Genomic DNA, 3,604 nt, shown 5'->3' with positions numbered 1-3,604 from the left:
ATACTTTTCAACAAGCATATTATTCTAATTAGCTTTTTTGGTGGACTCATGGTCGGTCCAATGCAAGGTTTTGCCGATGGTTGGGTGAAAGCATTCTTTTTTGAAGTATATAAAATGAATGAAGACTTGGCATCTTCTCTCTCTTCCGTAATATTGATAGGAATGTTAACAGGATCATTCTCTTTGGCTTATTTATTGGAAAAATATAAAAATAAGCATTATGAAGTAATAATTGCATGCTCATTTGCAATGATCGCTAGTTTTCTTTTGCTTTTTACTCAGATTGGTGGCTTGTATATTGTATTACCTACGCTTTTTATTATTGGCTTCACATCTGGATATCAGGTGGTTACCATTTACAAAGCGATAAGTTATGTAAATAATAACTTAGTAGGCCTGGCTACAGCTGTGTCAAACATGATAGTTATGGTTTTTGGCTATTTTTTTCACACTGGGATCGCAAAAATAGTAGATTTGTGTTGGGATAGAACAATAATACAAGGAAATCCTGTGTATGGTGCTGAATTGCTGATAAAAGCAACATCAGTTATTCCTGTATGTTTGCTGGTGGCTGTTTTTGGGCTATTATGGTTAAAAAATAAAGATTTTAGAGAAGTTGATTGTAATAAGTAGATAATTTATCGAAGGCTCGTATGATAAAATCGTTAGATGTACTAATTTAAGGCTCTTGTTATTATGAAATATAATACTTTATTTTACTTTGATATTTTTGTTTTAATTGTAATTGGGTTTTATTAGGTGGTAGGTATGTCGAAAAGTAATTTTTTTGTATGGTTGATAGTATCTCTTTTATATGCGTACCAGTATGTGTTACGTGTCATGCCAAACATAATTGCGCCTGTATTAATAACAAAATTTAATATAAGCATTGCAGATTTAGGGCAATTTAATGGTCTCTACTATGTGGGATTTACACTAGTTCATATCCCTGTTGGTCTTTGTTTTGATAGATTCGGTCCAAAAATTGTTTTACCTATTTGTGCTGTCTTGGTATCTATTGGAACATTACCTCTTGTGTGCTTTGATGAGTGGTATTATTCAGTATTAGGTAGAATAATTGTTGGGATTGGCTCGTCTGCGTCAGCAATAGGAGTATTTAAAGTTGCCAGTATGTATTTTTCGCGAGAAAAATCAGCAAAAATGGCAAGCATATCTGTTATTATAGGGCTATTAGGGGCAATATATGGTGGTCTACCAATAGAACTTTTGCTTGATGAGTTTGGTTGGAATTACGTAATTTATATTCTTTCAGGGTTTGGTTTCTTACTCGCTTTGTCTTTATTTTTAGTTATTCCTTACAATGCTTACGACTTTCGAAAAGGAAAAATTAGCATGAAGGATCTAAAAACTGTGCTTTTCAATAAATATATCATTCTAATTAGTTTTTTTGGTGGCTTAATGGTAGGTCCACTAGAAGGTTTTGCTGATGCTTGGACAAAAGCTTTTTTATGTGAGGTATATCAAATGGCCGGTGATCTAGCGTCTTCAATTTCTTCTGTTATATATGTAGGATTTGCAGCTGGATTGCTCTCTTTTGCTCACATATTAGAAAAATACCAAAATAGACATTATGAAGTTATTATTGTCTGTTCCTTTGCAATGATTGCTGGTTTCCTTTTACTTTTTACACGGGCTGGCGGATTGTATATTGTATTGCCTGCGCTTCTTGTTATAGGTTTCGCTTTTGGATATCAAATAGTAACACTGTACAAAGCATTAAGTTATGTAAATAATAACTTAATAGGATTAACTACAGCTGTATCAAATATGATAGTTATGGTTTTTGGCTACCTCTTTCACACTGGAATTGCGAAGGTAATAGGTTCTTATTGGGATAAAGCGATTATACATGGAAGTCCTATTTATAGTGCTGAATTGCTGATAAAAGCAACATCTATTATTCCTGTATGTTTGCTAATAGCTGTTTTTGGGCTCTTATGGTTAAAAAAGCAGGACAAGCAGTCTTAAAATTGCTTGTGCATCTTAAAATTAAAGCGAGGTTTGATCTATGATGAGTGTTTTAAAGAAAATCTGTGGCTCTAAAAATAGTTTAAAGTCTTTTGATAACGAGGTTTATCAGTTTATGGAAAAAGAATTACAACGCCAAAAATCACAATTGCAATTAATTGCATCAGAAAATTTTGCAAGCAAAGCGGTAATGGAGGCACAAGGCTCTTTTCTGACTAATAAATACGCAGAAGGTTATCCAGGCAGAAGATATTACTGTGGTTGTGAGCATGTGGACAAAGTTGAAAGTCTGGCTATAGAAAGACTTTGTAAGTTGTTTGGTGTAAAGTTTGCAAATGTTCAGCCTCACTCTGGTTCTCAGGCAAATCAAGCCGTGTTTGCTTCACTACTTACTCCAGGTGATACAATACTTGGATTGTCACTGAGTTGCGGTGGGCACCTAACTCATGGTGCGGCGCCAAGCCTTTCTGGTAAATGGTTTAAGTCGATTCAATATACAGTAAATAAAGACACTTATCTGCTCAATATGGATGAGATAGAAAAGCTGGCGCTGGAGCATAAACCGAAATTGATCATAGCTGGTGCTTCTGCTTATCCAAGAAAAATGGACTTCAAACGCTTTCGCGAGATTGCAGATAAAGTTGGTGCTTATTTGCTTGCAGACATTGCTCACTATGCAGGGCTTATTGCAGCGGGCGAATATCCATCCCCTGCTGAATATGCACATGTTATGACTTCCACGACTCACAAAACTTTGCGTGGTCCTCGTGGTGGAATAGTGATGACCAATGATGAAGCATTACACAAAAAAATTCAATCCGCAGTTTTTCCAGGATTGCAGGGCGGGCCACTTATGCATGTGATAGCTGCAAAAGCTTTTGCATTTAAAGAAGCATTAGCACCAGAGTTTAAGACTTATAGCAAGAAAGTCGTGGAAAATGCGAAAGTGCTGGCTCAAGAATTGCAAAAGCATGGACTTGACATTATAACCGGTGGCACTGACTCTCATATAGTGCTAGTTGACTTAAGATCGCAGAAATTAACTGGAAAAGACGTTGTAGATAGCCTTGAGAGAGCCGGTATTACCTGTAATAAAAACTCTGTACCATTTGATACAGCAAAGCCGACCATCACTTCAGGGCTCCGTTTTGGCACCGCTGCTGAGACAACACGCGGACTTGAGGCAGAAAATTTTAAAGAGATAGCTGGTCTAATAAATGAAGTAATTCAAGGATTAATCAGCGGAAATAGCTCAAGTGTCGAAAAAGCAGTAAAAGCTAAAGTTGAAAGGATTTGTAGTAATTTTCCTATTTATTAATTTATGTGGTGTCATCCAAGTAGCTGGTAGAAACGAAAAAACTTACTTGACACCCTTCGCCAGCCCTCTTATCATGAAACTGAAGGTATTCATTTGTCTTCAATCTGTGCAGATTAAACGACAACAGTATTGCGTGATTGGCGTCTTATTTTTAATTTTTGCACTATGCGCACCCTACGTCTTCACAACATTTTCTGGGTTTTTACCTATATAAGCTGAAACGGGCTTATAAAGCGTTTAAGACAGTATAGCACGCCAATTTGCAGGATTAGAGAGTGACAACTAGCTAATTACGGG

General features: G+C 36.3%; 3 protein-coding genes. All 3 read left to right on the top strand.

The window, feature by feature from the left end:
- The coding region (locus WGMM_RS02185) for a permease (protein WP_038249427.1) at positions 1 to 633 on the top strand (633 nt) is incomplete at its 5' end.
- A 135-nt stretch (positions 634 to 768) separates the two neighbouring features.
- Positions 769 to 1,989: an MFS transporter gene (locus WGMM_RS02180; RefSeq protein ID WP_038249424.1), complete on the top strand. Its 1,221-nt coding sequence runs from the start codon at positions 769 to 771 to the stop codon at positions 1,987 to 1,989.
- A gap of 40 nt (positions 1,990 to 2,029) precedes the next feature.
- Entirely contained in the window at positions 2,030 to 3,307 is a 1,278-nt protein-coding gene (gene glyA / locus WGMM_RS02175) for a serine hydroxymethyltransferase (protein WP_038249421.1), read from the top strand.
- Positions 3,308 to 3,604: the final 297 nt, after the last annotated feature.

Origin of the sequence: Wolbachia endosymbiont of Glossina morsitans morsitans (genome assembly GCF_000689175.1) — a bacterium.
Lineage (GTDB): Bacteria > Pseudomonadota > Alphaproteobacteria > Rickettsiales > Anaplasmataceae > Wolbachia > Wolbachia pipientis.
Note: the sequence above shows the minus strand (reverse complement) of the source record. Positions and strands in the feature narration are given on the sequence as shown.

What these genes read in the sequence shown, in the direction of transcription:
- glyA (WP_038249421.1), top strand. Translation starts at nt 2,030, where the DNA reads ATGATGAGTGTTTTAAAGAAAATCTGTGGCTCTAAAAATAGTTTAAAG.
- WGMM_RS02180 (WP_038249424.1), top strand. Translation starts at nt 769, where the DNA reads ATGTCGAAAAGTAATTTTTTTGTATGGTTGATAGTATCTCTTTTATAT.